The organism is Streptomyces sp. NBC_01317, from assembly GCF_035961655.1.
GTDB lineage: Bacteria > Actinomycetota > Actinomycetes > Streptomycetales > Streptomycetaceae > Streptomyces.
In genome coordinates this window covers 2,515,741-2,534,871 of sequence record NZ_CP108393.1, presented here as the reverse complement: position 1 = coordinate 2,534,871, position 19,131 = coordinate 2,515,741, and the positions used below count along the sequence as shown (strand labels likewise).

General features: G+C 71.7%; 17 protein-coding genes. 14 read left to right on the top strand and 3 right to left on the bottom strand.

Features of this window, described 5'->3' with window-relative positions; genetic code table 11:
- Positions 1 to 35 precede the first annotated feature (35 nt).
- Complete coding sequence (mnmA, locus tag OG349_RS10520; RefSeq protein WP_327234362.1) at positions 36 to 1,169, top strand: tRNA 2-thiouridine(34) synthase MnmA; 1,134 nt, start codon at positions 36 to 38, stop codon at positions 1,167 to 1,169.
- 33 nt (positions 1,170 to 1,202) lie between these two features.
- A complete protein-coding gene (locus OG349_RS10515; RefSeq protein ID WP_327234361.1) occupies positions 1,203 to 2,126 on the top strand; it encodes an acetamidase/formamidase family protein in 924 nt (307 codons plus the stop codon).
- A 28-nt stretch (positions 2,127 to 2,154) separates the two neighbouring features.
- Here OG349_RS10515 and OG349_RS10510 read toward each other — a convergent pair whose 3' ends face one another.
- Both OG349_RS10510 and OG349_RS10505 read right to left on the bottom strand, forming a co-directional pair.
- Positions 2,155 to 2,940 carry an alpha/beta hydrolase gene (locus tag OG349_RS10510; RefSeq protein WP_327234360.1) on the bottom strand — a complete coding sequence of 262 codons (786 nt, stop codon included), beginning with the start codon at positions 2,938 to 2,940 and terminating at the stop codon, positions 2,155 to 2,157.
- Between the two features lie 91 nt (positions 2,941 to 3,031).
- Positions 3,032 to 3,361: a DUF427 domain-containing protein gene (locus OG349_RS10505; protein ID WP_161308308.1), complete on the bottom strand. Its 330-nt coding sequence runs from the start codon at positions 3,359 to 3,361 to the stop codon at positions 3,032 to 3,034.
- 106 nt (positions 3,362 to 3,467) lie between these two features.
- Here OG349_RS10505 and OG349_RS10500 point away from each other — a divergent pair, with 106 nt between their 5' ends.
- The 11 genes from OG349_RS10500 (at position 3,468) to OG349_RS10450 (ending at position 17,375) form a co-directional block, all read left to right on the top strand.
- Complete coding sequence (locus tag OG349_RS10500; protein WP_327234359.1) at positions 3,468 to 4,007, top strand: TIGR00730 family Rossman fold protein; 540 nt, start codon at positions 3,468 to 3,470, stop codon at positions 4,005 to 4,007.
- Positions 4,008 to 4,069: 62 nt separating this feature from the next.
- On the top strand, positions 4,070 to 4,759 hold the full coding sequence (locus OG349_RS10495) for an SDR family oxidoreductase (protein WP_327234358.1): 690 nt from the start codon (positions 4,070 to 4,072) through the stop codon (positions 4,757 to 4,759).
- A complete protein-coding gene (locus tag OG349_RS10490; protein WP_327234357.1) occupies positions 4,756 to 5,766 on the top strand; it encodes a methionine synthase in 1,011 nt (336 codons plus the stop codon). Before OG349_RS10495 ends, OG349_RS10490 begins: the two co-directional genes overlap by 4 nt.
- A gap of 21 nt (positions 5,767 to 5,787) precedes the next feature.
- A complete protein-coding gene (ligA, locus tag OG349_RS10485) occupies positions 5,788 to 8,088 on the top strand; it encodes an NAD-dependent DNA ligase LigA (RefSeq protein ID WP_327234356.1) in 2,301 nt (766 codons plus the stop codon).
- A gap of 239 nt (positions 8,089 to 8,327) precedes the next feature.
- Positions 8,328 to 10,439, top strand: coding sequence for a putative bifunctional diguanylate cyclase/phosphodiesterase (locus tag OG349_RS10480; protein ID WP_327234355.1), 2,112 nt, complete (start codon positions 8,328 to 8,330; stop codon positions 10,437 to 10,439).
- 201 nt (positions 10,440 to 10,640) lie between these two features.
- Positions 10,641 to 10,937, top strand: a complete 297-nt coding sequence (gatC, locus tag OG349_RS10475) for an Asp-tRNA(Asn)/Glu-tRNA(Gln) amidotransferase subunit GatC (protein ID WP_150487524.1) — start codon at positions 10,641 to 10,643, stop codon at positions 10,935 to 10,937.
- Positions 10,938 to 10,943: 6 nt separating this feature from the next.
- Entirely contained in the window at positions 10,944 to 12,473 is a 1,530-nt protein-coding gene (gene gatA / locus OG349_RS10470; RefSeq protein WP_327234354.1) for an Asp-tRNA(Asn)/Glu-tRNA(Gln) amidotransferase subunit GatA, read from the top strand.
- Positions 12,470 to 12,712 (top strand): hypothetical protein, encoded by a 243-nt coding sequence (locus OG349_RS10465; protein WP_161308315.1) that lies wholly within the window; start codon positions 12,470 to 12,472, stop codon positions 12,710 to 12,712. The genes gatA and OG349_RS10465 overlap by 4 nt, the downstream gene beginning before the upstream one ends.
- A 16-nt stretch (positions 12,713 to 12,728) precedes the next feature.
- Positions 12,729 to 14,237: an Asp-tRNA(Asn)/Glu-tRNA(Gln) amidotransferase subunit GatB gene (gene gatB / locus OG349_RS10460; RefSeq protein ID WP_327234353.1), complete on the top strand. Its 1,509-nt coding sequence runs from the start codon at positions 12,729 to 12,731 to the stop codon at positions 14,235 to 14,237.
- A gap of 139 nt (positions 14,238 to 14,376) precedes the next feature.
- Entirely contained in the window at positions 14,377 to 15,684 is a 1,308-nt protein-coding gene (locus OG349_RS10455; protein WP_327234352.1) for an SLC13 family permease, read from the top strand.
- Positions 15,685 to 15,941: 257 nt separating this feature from the next.
- Positions 15,942 to 17,375: an RICIN domain-containing protein gene (locus OG349_RS10450; RefSeq protein ID WP_327234351.1), complete on the top strand. Its 1,434-nt coding sequence runs from the start codon at positions 15,942 to 15,944 to the stop codon at positions 17,373 to 17,375.
- Positions 17,376 to 17,392: 17 nt separating this feature from the next.
- Here the strand turns inward: OG349_RS10450 and OG349_RS10445 are convergent, their stop codons facing one another.
- Positions 17,393 to 18,319: an oxidoreductase gene (locus OG349_RS10445; protein ID WP_327234350.1), complete on the bottom strand. Its 927-nt coding sequence runs from the start codon at positions 18,317 to 18,319 to the stop codon at positions 17,393 to 17,395.
- Between the two features lie 151 nt (positions 18,320 to 18,470).
- On the opposite strand from OG349_RS10445, the gene OG349_RS10440 reads away from it, so the two are divergent.
- Positions 18,471 to 19,115 (top strand): TetR family transcriptional regulator, encoded by a 645-nt coding sequence (locus tag OG349_RS10440; protein WP_327234349.1) that lies wholly within the window; start codon positions 18,471 to 18,473, stop codon positions 19,113 to 19,115.
- The last annotated feature ends 16 nt before the right edge of the window (positions 19,116 to 19,131 follow it).

The following is a 19,131-nucleotide window of genomic DNA, read 5'->3' as shown; positions in this document are numbered from 1 at the left end:
CTGTGGTTCCCCGGTCCACGTACTCTGGTGGGGCTATGACTCAGACAACCCAGCGTCCCCTCCGTGTGCTCGCCGCCATGTCCGGCGGTGTGGACTCCGCCGTCGCCGCCGCGCGCGCCGCCGAGGCGGGACACGACGTGACCGGCGTCCACCTGGCGCTCTCCGCGAACCCGCAGTCGTTCCGCACGGGCGCGCGGGGCTGTTGCACGATCGAGGACTCCCGCGACGCCCGCCGCGCGGCCGACGTGATCGGCATCCCCTTCTACGTATGGGACCTCGCGGAACGTTTCCGCGAGGACGTCGTGGACGACTTCGTGGCCGAGTACGAGGCGGGCCGTACGCCCAACCCGTGCCTGCGCTGCAACGAGAAGATCAAGTTCGCGGCGCTGCTGGACAAGGCCCTGGCCCTCGGCTTCGACGCGGTCTGCACCGGCCACTACGCGACGGTCGTCACCGGCCCCGGCGGCGCGCGCGAGCTGCACCGCGCGAGCGACATGGCCAAGGACCAGTCGTACGTCCTCGGTGTCCTGGACGAGCGCCAGCTCGCCCACGCGATGTTCCCGCTGGGCGACACCCTCACCACGAAGGACGAGATCCGCGCGGAGGCCGAGCGCAGGGGCCTGGCCGTCGCGAAGAAGCCCGACAGCCACGACATCTGCTTCATCGCGGACGGTGACACCCAGGGTTTCCTGGCGAAGCGCCTCGGCAAGGCCGAGGGCGACATCGTCGACGAGTCCGGCGCCAAGATCGGCAGCCACGAGGGCGCGTTCGGCTTCACCATCGGCCAGCGCAAGGGCCTGCGGATCGGCCACCCGGCCGCCGACGGCAAGCCCCGCTACGTCCTGGACATCTCGCCGGTGGACAACACCGTCACGGTCGGCCCGGCCGCCGCGCTGGACGTCACCGCCCTGACCGCGATCAAGCCCCGCTGGTGCGGCGGTACGGCTCCGGAGGGGCGGGGCACGTACACCGCGCAGCTCCGCGCCCACGGCGACGAGACACCGGTCGAGGCGGAACTGCGCGACGGCACGCTGCGCGTCACGTTCGACGCCCCGGTCCGTGGTGTGGCCCCGGGGCAGGCGATCGTGCTCTACGACGGCACACGCGTGGTGGGTTCGGCGACGATCGCGACGACCGAGCGGCGCCGTACCGACGCGCTGGCGGGCTGACGGGCGAGTCGAACCTCCTAAGGAAGGGCTCACGTGGCCGAACACCGGCTGGACTCCGTGCCCGGCACGGTCACCAACGTCTTCTCGCGCGACCTGCCCCCGGTGCTGACCGTCGACCCGGGGGACACGGTTGTCGTCCACTCCCTGGACGCGTCGGGTCACCTGGAGCGGCAGCGCACCCCGGGGGAGCAGCGGCCTAAGATGTTCGGCGGCCGGCCGGGGCACTGCCTCGCCGGCCCGATAGCCGTGCGCGGCGCCCGTCCTGGGACGGCGCTCGCGGTGCGGGTGGAGTCCCTGCGCCCCGACCCGTGGGGCTGGACCGTGGCCGCCGCCGCGGACACCCCGCTCAACCGGCGGCTCGGGCTCGCGGACGCGGAGCCGTCCTGGCTGCTGTGGGAGCTGGACGCCGACGCGGGTACGGGGACGAACCAGTACGGGCACACCGTGTCGCTGGCCCCCTTCCTCGGCGTCATCGGCCTGCCGCCCGCCGAACGGGGCGAGCATCCCACCGTGCCGCCCCGGGTGGCGGGCGGCGGCAACATCGACTGCCGGGAGCTGGTCGCGGGATCGACGCTGTTCCTGCCGGTCACCGTGGACGACGCGCTGCTGTGCGTCGGGGACGGCCACGCGGTCCAGGGGGACGGCGAGGTGTCCGGTACGGCGGTGGAGTGCGGCATGACCACCCGGCTGACGCTGGACGTGGAGACGGCGCCGCCGGTGCCGACCGTGCACGCGGTGACTCCGGCGGGCCGGATCACCTTCGGCTTCGACGCGGACCTGAACGAGGCGTCGGCGCAGGCCCTGGACGCCATGCTGACGTGGATGGGGTCGCTCTTCGGGCTGGACCGCGCGACCGCGCTGGCGCTGGCGAGTGCGACGGTCGACCTGCGGGTCACGCAGGTCGCCAACCAGGTGTGGGGCGTGCACGCGCTGCTGCCGACGGGCGCGGTGCGCTGACCCGGAGCGCGGGGCGGGGGAGGGGACGTCACGCCGTGAAGAAGTCCGTCAGCACCGGCGCCAGCACATGCGGCGCCACTTCGTGCGTCTGACCCGTCAGGGTGCGGTGACGGCCGCGAGGCAGGGCCGAGGCCACTGCCTTCGCGGCCGCGCGTAACGCTCTCGTACTGGCTCCGCCGTCCACCACCATCCCCCGGGTCCCGATCGTCGCCAGCCGGTCCAGGGGGACCGGTTCCAGGCCCACCAGGGCGTTGTCGTACGCCAGGGTGTGCGCGATCGCCCTCAGTCCCGGCCAGACCGCCGACCGGCGCATCCCCGCGATCAGGTCGTGCGGTGTGCCCACCATCGACAGGAACAGCTCCACCGCGCCGTCCCGCCGCCCCTGGGCCAGCAGGTCGGTCAGCCGCTCGGTGAACGCCTTGCGGCCCGGCAGGACCGAGACGTCGGTGGGGTACGGGGGCTCGTACAACGCGAACTGGGTGATCGGCAGCCCGGCCGCCGCCGCCTCCAGGACGAGGATCGCCCCCGCCGACATGCCGTACACGGAAGCGCTGCCACCCGCCTCCGCGATCAGGCTCGCCAGGTCCTCGATCTCGCGCCGCACCTCGTACGGACGGGTGTCACCGCTCGCGCCGCGCCCCCGGCGGTCGTAGACGAACACCTCGAAACGCGGCGCGAGCAGCTCGGCGAGCCGGGTCTCCGTCTCGGCGGTGCCGAGGGTCCCGCTCACCAGGATCAGGGGCGGTCCGCCGCCCGTCCGCCGGTACGCGATGAGAGTGCCGTCCCCCGACTTCGCCTTGCACGCAATGTTCATACCGGGGGAGACCGGCGGGGCCGGCACAACTCATCGCTCGGGCGCGGACATTCTTTTCGCGGGCTCCCTCACGCCTCTGCGCGGCCCACGCTCAGGCTGCCAGGACCTCGGTGTCGTAGAAGCAGAAGTGGCCCTTGATCCGCGCGACTTCCTCCTTCGGCTCCTCGTACCCCCAGACCAGGTCAGGGGCATCGGGGAGCGACCAGTACGAGGCGTCGCCCTTCCACGGGCAGTGGGTGCTCGTGTCCGACGAGGTCAGCAACTCGGTCCTGACGTCCTCCGGCGGGATGTAGTAACGGACCGGCAGGCCCGTCTCGTGCAGGAGCAGCGGGCGGCGGCTCTCCGCGAGCACCTGCCCGTCCCGGACGACGCGTACGTGGGTGGTGCCCTGCTCGATGGTGATGGTGTGCCCTGCGGCCATGATCATCCGTCCCTTCGGGATGTACGGCGGGGAGTGCCCGCCCCACACCCTTCAGCACCGGACCACCGCGTGGTCTTCCCGACACCCCGACCTTTACGGTGGTCGGATGAACATCTGTGTCTTCCTCTCCGCCGCCGACCTCGACGAGCGCTACACCGGCCCCGCCCGCGAATTCGCCGAACTGATCGGCAAGGGTGGCCACACGCTGGTGTGGGGCGGTTCTGACAGGGGGCTGATGGGGGTCGTCGCCGACGGCGTGGAGAAGGCCGGCGGCCGGCTGGTCGGTGTCTCCGTCGGTTTCCTGGCGGACTCGGCCAGGGCCACGGCCGACGAGATGGTCTTCGCCCGCGATCTGGCGGAGCGGAAGGCGCTGCTCCTCGCCAAGGCCGACGCGATCGTGGTCATGGTCGGCGGGGCGGGCACGCTGGACGAGGCGACCGAGATCCTGGAGCTGAAGAAGCACGCCCTGCACAGCAAGCCGGTGGTGCTGCTCAACACGGCGGGCTTCTACGACGGGCTCAAGCAGCAGCTCCAGCGGATGGACGAGGACGGCTTCCTGCCGGTGCCCCTCCTCGACCTGGTCTTCTTCGCCGAGGACGGGGTCGGCGCGCTCGCGTACCTGGAGGAATCGCTCGGCGTGCAGTGAGCCGGAAGAGCGCGCGAGCGCGCGGGTGCGGGGCGGTGTTCCCGTGATGCGACGATGACCCCATGGCTACACATCTGATCACCGGGGCCGGTTCCGGCATGGGAGCGGTCGTCGCCCGCCGGCTCCACGAACGCGGCGACGACCTGCTGCTGATCGCCCGCGACGCGGGCCGCGGCAAGGAACTTGCCGCCCTCTATCCCGGCTCCCGCGCGCTCGTCGGCGACCTCGCCGTCCCCGACCGGCTCGCCTGGGCCATGTCCCACCAGGTGCTGCCGGACCGCCTGGACTCGCTCCTGCACTTCGCCGGGGTGGTCGACCTCGGTCCTGTCGGGGACTTCTCGCCCAAGGGGTGGCACCACCAGCTCAACGTGAACCTGATCGCCCCGGCCGAACTGACCCGCCTCTTCCTGCCCCAACTGCGGGCCGCCAAGGGGCAGGTGATCTTCGTCAACTCGGGGTCCGGTCTGCGCGCGAACGCCGAGTGGGCCGCGTACGCCGCGTCGAAGCACGGCCTCAAGGCGCTCGCCGACGCGCTGCGCGAGGAGGAGCGGCCGAACGGGGTCCGGGTGACGTCCGTCTATCCGGGGCGTACGGCGACCCCGATGCAGGTCAAGATCCACCAGCACGAGGGCAAGGAGTACGACGCGTCGAGCGTCATCGACCCGGAGTCGGTGGCGACGGCGTTCCTCACGGCGCTCGACCTGCCGCGTGACGCGGAGATCCACGACATGACCGTCAGGCCGGGCCGATGAGCGACGACACGCCCCCCGGAGTCCCGTGGGGCCCCGCCACCGGCGTCGGGTCCATGCCCGGCGGGGACGCGCGGGAGACGGCCCGTCAGGTCACCGGGACCTTCGAGGGCTTCCCGTACCTGCCCGAACTGCCCGCCCGGGGACCCGGCGCCGACATGATCGGTCGTACGGTCGGCCTGCTCGCCGAGGTCTACGCGCGCGTGGAGCCCAGCGGGTGGCGCATCGGCGACCGCCCGGGGCGGGACACCAAGCGGGCCCGGTCCTGGCTGGGGGAGGACCTCGACGCGCTGGAGGAGTTCACCCAGGGGTACGAGGGAGCGCTCAAGGTCCAGGCCGTCGGACCGTGGACGCTGGCCGCCGCCCTGGAACTGCGCAACGGCGAGTCGGCGCTCAGCGACCCCGGCGCCTGCCGGGACCTCACGGCGTCCCTGGTCGAAGGGCTCACCGAGCACCTCGCGGACGTACGCCGCCGCATCCCCGGCGCGCGGGTCGTCCTCCAGATCGACGAGCCGTCCCTCACCGCCGTCCTGCGCGGCCACATCCGGTCGGCCAGCGGCTACCGCACGCACCGCGCGGCGGACCGGCAGCTGGTCGAGGGCGCGCTCCGGCAGGTCGGCGCGGTCAACGAGGGGGCGGTGGTCGTGCACTCCTGCGCGCCCGACGTGCCCTTCGCCCTGCTGCGCCGGGCCGGCGTGGCCGGTGTCTCCTTCGACTTCGGACTGCTCACGGAACGTGACGAGGACACCATCGGCGAGGCGGTGGAGGCGGGCACGAAACTCTTCGCCGGGGTCGTGCCGGGCACCGACGCCCCATTGTCGGACCCTGCCGGTAGCGTCATGGGTGTCAGGACGCTGTGGCGCAGGCTGGGGCTGAATCCGGGGACTCTCGCCGAGTCCTTGGTGATCACCCCGTCGTGCGGTCTCGCGGGGGCCTCTCCCGCGTACGCACGCGAGGCGCTCGCCCACTGCGTCCGGGCGGCGAGATCACTCGCGGACAACCCAGAGTAACGGTAACGGGAGGACAAGACGGTGGCCGGCGAAAAGCACGCACAGCCCGCATCGGTGCCCGCGCAGGCGCGCGACCAGCACGCGCAGCTCGCTGAGCAGATCGAGGAGCACCGCTTCCGGTACTACGTGAAGGACCAGCCGGTCGTCAGCGACGCCGACTTCGACCGGCTGCTGCGCACCCTGGAGGGGCTGGAGGACGAGTACCCCGAGCTGCGGACGCCGGACTCGCCCACCCAGAAGGTCTCGGGGGCGTACGAAACGGAGTTCACGGCCGTCCAGCACCGCGAGCGGATGCTGTCCCTGGACAACGCGTTCGACGAGGAGGAGCTGGCCGCCTGGGCCGACCGCGTAGCCAAGGACGTCGGCACGACGGACTACCACTTCCTCTGCGAGCTGAAGGTGGACGGCCTCGCGGTCAACCTCACCTACGAGCACGGCAGGCTGACCCGCGCCGCCACCCGCGGCGACGGGCGGACGGGCGAGGACATCACGCCCAACGTCCGGACGATCCAGGAGATCCCGCACCGGCTCGCGGGGGACCGGATCCCCGCCCTGGTCGAGATCCGCGGCGAGGTCTACTTCCCGATGGAGGCGTTCCAGGACCTGAACGCGCGGCTGGTGGAGGCCGGTGACAAGCCCTTCGCCAATCCCCGTAACGCGGCGGCGGGTTCGCTGCGCCAGAAGGACCCCAAGATCACCGCCACCCGCCCGCTGCACATGGTCGTGCACGGCATCGGCGCGCGCGAGGGCTTCGACATCGACCGCCTCTCGCACGCCTACGAGCTGCTGCGGGAGTGGGGCCTGCCCACGGCCCGGCACAACCGGGTGGTCGACGGCCTGGACGGGGTGCGGGAGTTCATCACGACCTTCGGTGAGAGACGCCACTCCGTGGAGCACGAGATCGACGGAGTGGTCGTCAAGCTCGACGAGATCTCCCTCCAGGGCCGCCTCGGCTCCACCTCGCGCGCCCCGCGCTGGGCGATCGCGTGGAAGTACGCGCCGGAGGAGGTCAACACCAGGCTGCTGAACATCCGGGTGGGCGTCGGGCGTACGGGACGGGTCACGCCGTACGCGCAGGTGGAGCCGGTCACGGTCGCCGGCTCCGAGGTCGAGTTCGCCACGCTGCACAACCAGGAAGTCGTGAAGTCCAAGGGTGTCTGGATCGGCGACACGGTGGTCCTGCGCAAGGCGGGCGACGTCATCCCGGAGATCCTCGGCCCGGTGGTGGACCTGCGTCCTGACGACGCGTACGAGTTCGTGATGCCGGCCGAGTGCCCCGAGTGCGGTACGGCGCTGCGCGCGATGAAGGAGGGCGACATCGACCTCCGCTGCCCCAACGCCCGCTCCTGCCCCGCCCAGTTGCGCGAGCGGCTCTTCTACCTGGGCAGCCGCAAGAGCCTGGACATCGAGAACTTCGGGTATGTGGCCGCCGCCGCCCTGACGAAGCCGCTGGAGCCCGCCACTCCGCCGCTGCTGGACGAGGGCGACCTCTTCGACCTCACCGTCGAGCAGTTGCTGCCCATCAAGGCGTATGTCCTGGACCAGGACAGCGGGTTGCCCAAGCGGGACGCGAAGACCGGCGAGGACAAGATCGTCACGGTCTTCGCCAACCAGAAGGGCGAGCCGAAGACCAACACCCTGGCGATGCTGGAGCACATCGCCGCCGCCAGGCAGCGCCCGCTGGCCCGGATCATCACGGGCCTGTCGATCCGTCATGTCGGCCCGGTCGCCTCCGAGGCGCTGGCCCGGGTGTTCCGCTCCCTCGACCGGATCGAGCAGGCCACCCAGGAGGAGCTGGCGGCCGTCGAGGGCGTCGGACCGACCATCGCCGCGTCCGTCAAGGAGTGGTTCGAGGTCGACTGGCACCGCGAGATCCTGCGCAAGTGGCGGGCGGCGGGCGTCCGTACGGAGGACGAGGGCGGCGGCGAGGACGAAGGCCCGAGGCCGCTGGCCGGCCTCACGGTCGTGGTCACGGGCACCCTGGAGAACTACACACGTGACGGCGCGAAAGAGGCGCTCCAGGCCCTCGGCGCGAAGGTCGCCGGGGCCGTCTCGAAGAAGACGGCGTTCGTGGTGGCCGGCGAGAACCCCGGGTCCAAGTACGACAAGGCCATGCAGCTCAAGGTGCCGGTCCTGGACGAGGCGGGGTTCGCGATCCTGCTCGAACAGGGCCCGGAGGCGGCCACGGAGGCCGCGGTGACGCCCGAGATCACCGATGGGGCCCCGGCGGTCACAGCGGCCGGAACGGGCCCTGAGCAGGCACCTGAGCAGGCCCCTGAGCAGGCCGCCGAGCCGGACCCCCCGTCAGACCCCGCGAAGTAGCGGGCCACGGGGGCCCGATCGGGGCCTCAAGCTCACCCGTTCGGCGCAAATCCGTTGGATACGGATGGGCGGGTTGCATTCGGGCAACAGCTGTAGAGCGCTGCCCGCCAGGGCACTTGGCGGCCTACTGTTGAGTCGTGCGCCTGTCGTGCACGGCCGCGTGGAGGGATGCCGGCCGTGGTGGCATGACAACGTGCCATCGCGTGGCATCGGCTCCGCCGGCTGTGAGAGGGACGGGAATGAAACCGACCGAGAGCGCCGCCCCGGTCTCACCCCCGCGCGGTTTCGCGGCATTTGCGGGGATGACGGAGAGATTCCCCGCCGCTGTCGTCGGAATCGCCGTGGTCGTGCTGACCACCGGCATCGTCCGCACGGTCCAGGAGGACCGGGCGCTCTTCCCCGGCGGCACCGAAGGCTGGTCGCTGGCCGTCCTCACCGGCATCATCGTCGGCCACCTCGTCGCGCTCGGCCGTGACCGCTGGTGGGGCGGCACGGGCTCCGGCGCGGCCCTCACCCTCGCCGTCCTGCTGCTGTACGGCTGGGTGCCGGCCGGACTGGTCAGCCTGGCCGTCGTGGTGCTGGTCGGCGTCGCCCGCCGCCACCGCTGGCGCCAGGGCGTCCTGAACGGCGCCGCGGACATCCTGGGCATAGGCTCCGCCGCGCTGGTCCTCGCCCTGTTCGGGGACGTCCCGACCGTCGCCGAACCCTGGCAGCCGCTCGACTGGGGCATCGGCGGCGTCGCCGAGATCGTGCTGGCCGCCTGCGCCCATCTCGTCGTCATGCGGGTCCTGCTCTGGTACGCGCTCACCCCGCAGGGCGGCGGCCTGCCCCACCTCGCCCGTACGGCCCTGATGCGCCAGGGCCTGGTCGCCGCGGCGCTGCTCGGCATCGCCCCGCTGATCTGCGTGGTCGCGGTGTCCCTGCCGGTGCTCCTGCCGCTCTTCTCCATCCCGCTCATCGCCCTCGACTCCACGCTGTGGATCGCCCGGGCGCGGGCCGAGGAGCAGCTGCGCGACCCGCTCACCGGCCTGCCCAACCGCCAGTGGCTGCTGGAGCGGACCTGGTCGGCGCTGGAGGAGGCCGAGTCGCTGGGCGCCAGGTCCGCGCTGGTCCTGATAGACCTCGACCGCTTCCGTTCGGTCAACGACACGCTCGGCCATCTCGCCGGTGACCGGCTGCTGTTGCAGATAGCGGACCGGCTGCGCCTCGCCCTGCCGCAGGGCGCGGAGGCGGCCAGACTCGGGGGCGACGAGTTCGCCGTCCTGCTCCCGACGTGCGACTCCACGACCAGCGCGCAGCGCGTGGCCCGCCACTTGGTCGCCGAGCTGTCCTCACCGCTGGACCTGGACGGCCTCACGCTCGTCCTGGAGGCCAGCGCCGGGGTCGCCGTCTACCCCGAGCACGCGCTCGACGCGGAAGGGCTGCTGCGCCGCGCGGACGTCGCGATGTACCAGGCGAAGCGGGACCGTACGGGCGTCGAGGTGTACGAGTCCAAGCGGGACTCCAACACCCCGGACCGGCTGGGCCTGCTGGGCGACCTGCGCCGGGCGCTGGACGCCGGCGAGGTGGAGCTGCACTACCAGCCGAAGGTCCGCTTCGACGGCCAGGTCGCGGGGCTGGAGGCGCTGGTGCGCTGGGTGCACCCGGAGCGCGGCCGGGTCCCCCCTGACGAGTTCATCGCCATCGCCGAGTCCTCGGGGCTGATGCCGCACCTGACCGAGTACGTCCTGGACACGGCTCTCGCCCAGGTCGCCCGCTGGCGGGCCCAGGGCCTGATGACCCCGGTGGCCGTCAACGTGTCGCCGCGCGACGTCCACACCCCCGGCTTCGCCGGTTCCGTCGCGGCCCGCCTCGCCCGGCACGGCGTCCCGCCGGGCTCCCTCCAGCTGGAGATAACGGAACACGTCCTGCTGGAGGACCCCCAGCGGGCCGCCGACACCCTCGCGGGCCTCACCGGGCACGGCGTGAAGATGTCCCTGGACGACTTCGGTACGGGGTACTCCTCGCTGGTGCACCTGCGGCGCCTGCCGGTGAGCGAGCTGAAGATCGACCGGTCCTTCGTGGCCCGGCTCGCCGTCGACAACGAGGACGCGGAGATCGTCCGCTGCACGGTCGACCTGGCGCACTCCCTGGGCCTGGTGGTGGTCGCGGAGGGCGTCGAGGACGACGAGACGTGGGAACGGCTGCGGGACCTGGGCTGCGACGCCGTACAGGGCTGGCTGGTGGCCGCCGCGATGCCGCCCCACGAGGCGACCGCCTGGCTGCGGGCGAGGAGCGAGCACGGCTGGCAGCGCCCGGCGGAGCTGGAGGCGGCCGCGCGCCGCGAACAGTCCGGCCAGGCCGTCCCGTAACGGATCAGGCTGTTCCGTAACGGATCGCGGGGTAGACGGATCGCGGCGTACCGAGGCGGATCCGGCCGTCCCGTGACCCGGTCCGGAGGCGCCCGCCGCGCTCACCCGGACGGGTCAGCGGCTAACCGTTTCGTGGGGAGGGGGCTCCGACCCATAGGATTGGGGCCGAAACCACTCTCACTCACCCCTGAGGATCGCCGCATGCCTGGCATCACGCGCGAGGAGGTCGCTCACCTCGCACGGCTGGCGCGTCTGGAGCTGAAGGCCGAAGAGCTCGAACACTTCGCCGGACAGCTCGACGACATCATCGGCGCGGTCGCCCGCGTGTCCGAGGTCGCCGACCAAGACGTACCGCCGACCTCCCATCCGCTGCCGCTGACGAACGTCATGCGCGCGGACGAGGTCCGTCCGTCGCTCACCCCCGCGCAGGCGCTCTCCGGCGCCCCGGCCCAGGAGCAGCAGCGTTTCAAGGTGCCGCAGATCCTGGGGGAGGACTAAACAGCCATGACGGACAGCAACACGGATGGCGGCACGACCATCAAGACCGACATCATCAGGCTCACCGCGGCCGCGATCGCCGCGAAGATCGCCTCGGGCGAGCTCACGGCCGTCGAGGTCACCGAGGCGCACCTCGCCAGGATCGAGGCCGTGGACGAGAAGGTCCACGCCTTCCTCCACGTCGACCGGGAGGGCGCGCTCGCCCAGGCCCGCGCGGTGGACGCGCGGCGCGCGGCCGGCGAGGAGCTGGGCCCGCTCGCCGGGGTCCCGCTCGCGCTCAAGGACATCTTCACCACCGAGGGCGTGCCGACCACCGTCGGCTCCAAGATCCTCGAAGGCTGGATCCCGCCGTACGACGCGACAGTCACCAAGCGGCTCAAGGCCGCGGGCGTGGTCATCCTCGGCAAGACCAACATGGACGAGTTCGCCATGGGGTCCTCCACGGAGAACAGCGCGTACGGCCCCACCGGCAACCCCTGGGACCTGACCCGGGTCCCCGGCGGCTCCGGCGGTGGCTCGTCCGCCGCGCTGGCCTCGTACGAGGCACCCCTGGCCATCGGTACGGACACCGGCGGCTCCATCCGTCAGCCCGCCGCGCTCACCGGCACGGTCGGCGTCAAGCCGACCTACGGCGGGGTCTCGCGCTACGGCATGGTCGCCTTCTCGTCCTCCCTGGACCAGGGCGGCCCCTGCGCCCGTACGGTCCTGGACGCGGCCCTGCTCCACGAGGTGATCGCCGGCCACGACCCGATGGACTCCACGTCCATCGACGCGCCGGTCCCCTCGGTGGTCGAGGCGGCCCGCAACGGGTCGGTCGCCGGGATGCGCGTGGGCGTCGTCAAGCAGTTCTCCGGCGAGGGCTACCAGGCCGGGGTCGTCCAGCGCTTCGACGAGGCGGTGGAGCTGCTCACCAAGCTCGGCGCCACCGTCGTGGAGCTGGACTGCCCGTCCTTCGACCTCGCCCTGTCGGCGTACTACCTGATCGCGCCGTCCGAGTGCTCCTCGAACCTCGCCCGGTTCGACGCCATGCGCTACGGCCTGCGGGTCGGCGACGACGGCACCCGGTCGGCCGAGGACGTCACCGCCCTGACCCGCGAGGCGGGCTTCGGCGACGAGGTCAAGCGCCGCGTCATCCTCGGTACGTACGCGCTCAGCTCCGGCTACTACGATGCGTACTACGGCTCGGCCCAGAAGGTCCGCACCCTCATCACCCGCGACTTCGAGAAGGCCTTCGAGCAGGTCGACGTGATCGTCTCCCCGACGACCCCGACCACCGCCTTCCCGATCGGCGAGCGCGCCGACGACCCGATGGCGATGTACCTCGCGGACCTGTGCACCATCCCGACCAACATGGCGGGCAACGCGGCCATGTCCCTGCCCTGCGGCCTCGCGCCGGAGGACGGCCTGCCGGTCGGGCTCCAGATCATCGCCCCCGCCCTGAAGGACGACCGGCTGTACAAGGTCGGAGCCGCCGTCGAGGCCGCCTTCGTGGAAAGGTGGGGGCACCCGCTGCTGGAGGAGGCACCGTCACTATGAGTAACGCGATCAGCAAGGCCAAGGGCTTCAAGAAGTCCAAGTCCGGCACCTACCTGTCCATGGCCACCACGGCCTTCAGCGCCCTCAGCGTCGCCAAGCAGGTCAAGAGGGCCCGTACCGAGCAGGACACGCTCCGCCTCGTCGATGCCGCCATCTCCGCCGCGGCCATCGTCACCGGCCTGGCGATCCTGTACCGCGAGCTGAAGCGCCTGGGCGACGACGACGTCCTGCTGGGCTGAGAGGGAATGTTTCACCGTGACCGTCACTGAACTCGTGCCGTACGAGGACGCCCTCGCTACGTACGATCCCGTCATGGGCCTGGAGGTCCATGTCGAGCTCGGCACCAGGACCAAGATGTTCTGCGGCTGCTCGACCGAGCTGGGGGCCGACCCCAACTCGCAGACCTGCCCCACCTGTCTGGGTCTGCCCGGCTCGCTCCCGGTCGTCAACGCGATCGGGGTCGAGTCGGCGATCAAGATCGGCCTCGCGCTCAACTGCGAGATCGCCGACTGGTGCCGCTTCGCCCGGAAGAACTACTTCTATCCGGACATGCCCAAGAACTTCCAGACGTCGCAGTACGACGAGCCGATCGCCTTCAACGGCCACCTGGACGTCCAGCTCGCCGACGGCGAGATCTTCCGGGTGCAGATCGAGCGCGCCCACATGGAGGAGGACACCGGCAAGTCGCTGCACGTCGGCGGCGCCACCGGCCGTATCCACGGCGCGTCCCACTCCCTGCTCGACTACAACCGCGCAGGCATCCCGCTCATCGAGATCGTCACCAAGCCGATCGAGGGCGCGGGCGCCAGGGCCCCCGAGGTCGCCAAGGCGTACGTCGCCGAGCTGCGCGAACTCATCAAGGCGCTCGGGGTCTCCGAGGCGCGCATGGAGATGGGCCAGATGCGGTGCGACGTGAACCTGTCGCTGCGCCCGCACGGCCGCGAGGAGTTCGGCACCCGCTCCGAGACGAAGAACGTCAACTCGCTCCGGAGCGTGGAGCGCGCCGCCCACTACGAGATCCAGCGCCACGCCGCGGTGCTGAACTCGGGCGGCACGATCGTCCAGGAGACCCGTCACTTCCACGAGGAGGACGGGTCCACCACGGCCGGCCGCATCAAGGACAACGCGGAGGACTACCGGTACTTCCCGGAGCCCGACCTCGTGCCGGTCGCCCCCGCCCGTGACTGGGTCGAGGAACTGCGCGCCGGGCTGCCCGAGATGCCGCGCGCGCGGCGGAACCGGCTCCGCGAGGAGTGGGGCGTCACCGAGCACGACATGCAGTCGATGCTGAACGCGGGCGCGATCGAGCCGATCGTCGCCACGATCGCCGCGGGCGCCCCGGCCGACCAGGCCCGCAAGTGGTGGATGGGCGAGCTGGCCCGCAACGCCAACGAATCGGGCCGCTCGCTGGACGAACTGCCCATCACCCCGGAGCAGGTGGCCCGGGTGGCTGCGCTGGTCGCGTCCGGCGATCTCAACGACAAGCTGGCCCGGCAGGTCCTGGACGGCGTTCTCGCCGGCGAGGGCGACCCGGACACCGTCGTGGAGAAGCGCGGCCTCAAGGTCGTCTCCGACGAGGGCGCGCTCGGGCTGGCCGTGGACGAGGCGATCGCGGGCAACGCGGCGATCGCCGACAAGATCAGGGCGGGCAAGGTCGCGGCGGCGGGCGCGCTGGTCGGCGCGGTCATGAAGGCCACGCGCGGCCAGGCGGACGCGGCGCGGGTGCGCGAGCTGATCCTGGAGAAGCTGGGCGCCGAGGGCTGATCCTCGGTCCGGGCGGGGATTGACCTCGCGCTGTGAGGACGAGGCCGACCTCGCGCCGTACGTCCGAGGCCGACCTCGCTGTACGTATGCCACCGGGGGTGGCGCACCTGACGGGTGCGCCACCCCCGACCTATGCCGGGTGCCCCAGGAGTGTGCTCTGAACGTCGTCGTCGCGGAAACCGTCTCCGTCGCGCTGCTGCTGGCCGTGCTGGCGTTCGCCGTCGTACGCCCCCGTGGGTGGCCGGAGGCGGTCGCCGCCGTACCCGCGGCGCTGCTGCTCATCGCCCTCGGTGCCGTGTCGCCGCACGAGGCGTGGCGGCAGACGCACAGCCTCCTGCCGGTGGTCGGCTTCCTCGCGGCGGTGCTCGTCCTGGCCCAGCTCTGCGCCGACGAGGGGCTGTTCAAGGCGGCGGGGGAGCTGGTGGCCCGGGTGTGCGGGCGCCGGCCCCGGCGGTTGCTGGGCGGGGTGTTCGCCGTGGCCGCCGTCATCACCGCGATCCTCAGCCTGGACGCGACGGTCGTGCTGCTCACGCCGGTGGTGTTCGCGACCGCCGCCAAGCTCGGTGCCCGGCCCCGGCCGCACGTCTACGCCTGCGCCCATCTCGCCAACTCCGCCTCGCTGTTGCTGCCGGTCTCCAACCTCACCAATCTGCTGGCGCTCACGGCGAGCGGGCTGTCGTTCACGCGGTTCGCGCTGCTGATGACCCTGCCGTGGATCGCGGCGGTGGGGGTGGAGTACGTGGTGTTCCGCCGGTTCTTCGCGGAAGACCTCGACGCGGATGAGGCCGCGGACACGGAAGTGGATGCGGGCGCGGACTCCGATCCGGTACGCGAGAAGACCACCCCCGTCCCCGTGTTCACCCTCGTCGTCCTCGGCCTGACCCTCGCGGGGTTCGTGGTCACCTCGTTCGCCGGGATCGAGCCGGTCTGGGCGGCGTTCGCCGGGGCGGTCGTCCTCGCCGTCCGCGCGCTGGCCCAGCGCCGTACGACCGTGCCCGGTCTCGTCCGCGCCGCCTCGCCGCTCTTCTGCCTCTTCGTCCTCGCGCTCGGCGTGGTGGTCAAGGCCGTCGTGGACAACGGCCTCAACACCGGGATCGAGCACCTGCTCCCGGACGGCTCCTCGCTGGCCGCGCTGCTGGCGATCGCCGCCGTGGCCGCCGTACTGTCCAACCTGATCAACAACCTCCCCGCGATCCTGGCCCTGTTGCCGGTCGTCGGGCCCTCCGGACCGGGGCCGGTCCTGGCCGCGCTGATCGGGGTCAACCTCGGTCCGAACCTCACGTACGTCGGCTCCCTGGCGACCCTGTTGTGGCGGCGCATCCTGCACGAGCACCGCACCGAAGCGGAGTTGGGGCTGTTCACCAGGCTGGGGCTGCTGACCGTGCCCGCCACGCTCCTGGTCTCGACGGTCGGGCTCTGGCTGTCGCTGCTCGCGTTCGGGAGTTGAGCCCGCGATGAGCCCCGTGGTGGTCCCGCGACGGTAAACAGCCGTCAAAAACCCGGTCTGCAACTCCTGTGGTCGGTGGGCAAGCCATTGACGCGCCGTTGGTCTAGTCCTTTACTCGTTCCCGTACCGGCCGGTTCACATGAACGGTCTCCGTTCTTTCACCTGAACCACCACGGCCGATCCCCATCCGCTCATTTCGGTACTTGTCTGCGCTCCACCCCCACATGTGTATTGATGCGTCCATGACAGGAGTTTCCGTGTTCCGATCCTGTACGAGAGCGCTGGCCGCAGTCCCGGCCGTGCTCGCCCTGGCCGCCACCGCGGTCGTCGCCACCGCCGGCGGCGCCAGCGCCGCGGCCAACCCGGGTCCCGGCTTCCCCGCCCAGTACGCGGCGCCCTACATCGAGACCTACGCCGCGCCGTCGGCGATGGCCAACGCCCGCAACGCCACCGGGCTCAAGTACTTCACCCTCGCCTTCATCATCGACGGCGGCGGCTGCAACGCCACGTACAACGGTGACACCCCCATCACCGACGCCGGCTGGACCTCGGCGATCAACGCCAACCGCGCGGCGGGCGGCGACGTGATCGCCTCGTTCGGCGGCGCCGCCGGCACCGAGCTGGGCCAGGCCTGCACCTCGGTGGCCGCCCTCAAGACCCAGTACAAGCGTGTCATCGACGGCCTCAACCTGACCCGGGTCGACTTCGACATCGAGGGCGACGGGGTCATCGACGACGACGCGGCCAACGACCGCCGCAACAAGGCGCTCGCCCAGCTCCAGCAGGAGTACGCGGCGGCGGGCAAGAAGCTGGACGTGCAGTTCACCCTGGCGACCGACCCCACCGGTCTGCCCCAGGACCAGCTCGACCTGCTCACCAACGCCAAGAACAACAACCTCACCGTCAACCTCGTCAACCTGATGACGATGGACTACGGGCCGGCGATGGACATGGGCAAGGCGGCCACGGACGCGGCCACCGCGCTGCACGCCCAGCTCGGCCGGATCTGGACCACCAAGACCGACGCGCAGCTGTGGGCGATGGAGGGCAACACCCCGATGATCGGGGTGAACGACACCACGGCCGAGGTGTTCACCACGGCCAACGCGAACACCCTCGCGGCCTTCGCCAAGGCGAAGGGCATCCAGGAGCTGGCCTTCTGGGCGCTCGGCCGGGACAAGGCCTGCGCGAGCAACGGCACCCTCTCCGACACGTGCAGCGGCACGTCGCAGAGCGCCTGGCAGTTCGCCGGCATCTTCAACGGGGTCACGGGCCCCGGTGGCGGCACCACCCCGCCGCCCACCGGTGCGACCGGTAAGATCACCGGACTCGGCGGCAAGTGCGTCGACGTGAACGCGGCGAGCAACGCCAACGGCACGGCCGTACAGCTCTACGACTGCAACGGCTCCACCGCCCAGCAGTGGACGGTGTCCACGGACGGTACGGTCCGCGCGCTCGGCAAGTGCCTCGACCTCGCCGCGGCGGGGACGGCGAACGGCACCAAGGCGCAGTTGTACGACTGCAACGGCACGGGCGCCCAGCAGTGGCAGAAGGGCAGCGGCAACACGCTGGTGAACCCCGTGTCCGGCAAGTGCCTGGACGTCGTGGACAAGTCCACGGCCAACGGCGCGCGGCTCCAGATCTGGACCTGCGCGGGCGGCACCAACCAGCAGTTCGTCCTGCCCGCCTGACGACACGGCGGCCCTGCTCAGGACCAGTGGTAACAGACGTGGGTCTGCTCCTCCGAGTCCGTCCACAGGGTCGCCGCCAGCCGGGCGTCGGACGCCGCCGCCGGCAGCTTGGCGGGCTGCGGGGTCTCGGGCGCGCCGCGCCTGCCGCCCGGCTCGTAGTAGCCGCCCGGGGTCACGTCCCGGGCGGTCGCCGCGTACAGCGAGGGCAGCGCGGCCTCCTCCGTACTGGAGCCGACGACCCGCCCGAGCGCGAGCTTCGACAGCCGCCGGGTGAGTCCTGAGCTGTGCTGCTGGAGCCCGGTGAAGGCCGAGCCCGGGTGGATGACCACGCTGGTCAGCGGCACACCGGCCGCGTCGGCCCGGCGCTGGAGCTCCTGCGCGAAGAGGATGTTGGCGAGCTTGGACCTGGCGTACGAACTCATCGGCCGGTAGCGCTTCACGCTCTGCGGATCCTCCAGGTCACCGGTGAAGGCCCGGGCCCCGGCGATCACCGCGCTGACCGTCACCACCCTCGGCGCGGGTGCCTTGAGCAGCAGCGGCAGCAGGCGTCCGGTGAGCGCGAAGTGGCCGAGGTGGTTGGTGCCGAAGGTCAGCTCGAAGCCGTCCTTCGTGGTGCGGCGCTCGGGGATGGCCATCACACCGGCGTTGTTGACCAGCAGATCCAGCGGGCGGCCGCTCTCGGTCAGCTGCCCGGCGAAGGCCGCGACGGAGGACAGGTCGGCGAGGTCGAGCACCTCGGCGCGCACCGTGGCGCCGGGAACGGCACCGGTGAGCCGGTCGGCGGCGGCGCGGACCTTGTCGGCGGAGCGTCCCGCCAGCACGACCTCGGCGCCCGCGCGCGCCAGCTCGACGGCGGTGACCTCGCCGATGCCGCTGTTGGCGCCGGTCACGACGGCGAGGCGGCCCTGCTGGCGGGGAAGGTTCTGTAGGGACCACTCGGACATGGGGCGGATCACTCCTCGGGACGGACACGTGCCTGGTGGGATAAGCGGGTAAGTAAGTAACTGACTGTCCAGTTACTTGACTGTAGACCCTGCTCTCCGGCGGATGCAAGGCCGACGCAACCGACCGGTTGGTCAGTTGTACGGTGGCTCCATGCCCAGAGACCCGCACGCCACGAGGAACCGCCTGCTGGAGGCCGCGACGGAGGAGTTCGCGGCGTACGGGATCGCCGGTGCCCGGGTGGAGCGCATCGCGGCCGGCGCGGGGGCGAACAAGAACCTGATCTACGTGCACTTCGGCAGCAAGGAGGGGCTGTTCGCGGCTGTGGTGGAGCGGGCCGTCGGGGAGCTGCTGGAGACCGTTCCGATCACGCCCCACGACCTGCCCGGCTACGCGGGCGCCCTCTTCGACTTCAACATGAGCCACCCCCGCCTGGTCAGACTGGCGCGCTGGTACGGGATGGAGCGTCCCGGCCGCCAGGCCGAGCTGCCGCTCGCGGTCGAGTCGACGCGCGCCAAGCTCGACGCGGTGGCCGCGGCGCAGGCGGAGGGCGCGGTGTTCGCGGGGCTGCCGCCCCGGCTGCTCCTGCCGCTGCTGTTCTCGATCGCCATGACCTGGTCGGACGGCGGGGTGGAGCCGGGCGCGCGGGACGGGGCGGCGCGGGACGGGGCGCCGGGGGAGGTGGCGCCGGGGGAGGCCGAGGGGGACGGCCGCGCCGCGGCTCTCGCGCACGCCGCGCGCCGGCACGCGGTGGTGGTCGCGGCGGAGCGTCTGGTACGGCCGGAACGGCACGGGTGACTGACCGTTCAGTTAC